The following is a 464-nucleotide window of genomic DNA, read 5'->3' as shown; positions in this document are numbered from 1 at the left end:
GATGCCGAAACGCTCGACCGGCTGGAAGGCGAAGGCCGCGTCGCGTTCCGCTATGCCGAGCCCGTCAACGGCTCCGCGCGCAACATTGCGGGCGTGCTCAATGCCGCTGGCAACGTGCTCGGCCTGATGCCGCATCCCGAACGCCGCATCGAAACTGCGGCGCATGGCGGCAATGATGGACGGCGGATGTTCGAGGGCTTGCTGGAACTGGTCGGGGCGTAAAGACGGACCGAATCGGTCTTCTGCCCCCTTCCGAACGGTTGACGGAAAAGGCATTCCTCTCTCAACACGCGAACCGCATCGATCCTAAATCTGGAACGGTGAAAAGTCCGTCCCGCGGTCGTAAACATCCACGCCCTCGCTGCGCTTCAGCACGTTGACCACCAGATAGGTCACCGGCGTCAGCAGCACTTCCCAGGACACTTTCAGCACGAACTGGCTGAGCATCACCATGCCGATCTGCT

Annotated in this window: 1 protein-coding gene; it reads left to right on the top strand. The window is 61.9% G+C overall.

The genetic code is table 11. The features are described 5' to 3' along the window. The coding region (locus tag AACY08_RS29435; RefSeq protein WP_339472602.1) for a phosphoribosylformylglycinamidine synthase subunit PurQ at nucleotides 1-222 on the top strand (222 nt) is incomplete at its 5' end. Nucleotides 223-464 lie beyond the last annotated feature (242 nt).

This window comes from Pseudomonas sp. EL_65y_Pfl1_R83, from assembly GCF_963970695.1.
Classification (GTDB): domain Bacteria; phylum Pseudomonadota; class Gammaproteobacteria; order Pseudomonadales; family Pseudomonadaceae; genus Aquipseudomonas; species Aquipseudomonas tritici.
This window is presented reverse-complemented; position numbering and strand designations above follow the sequence as displayed.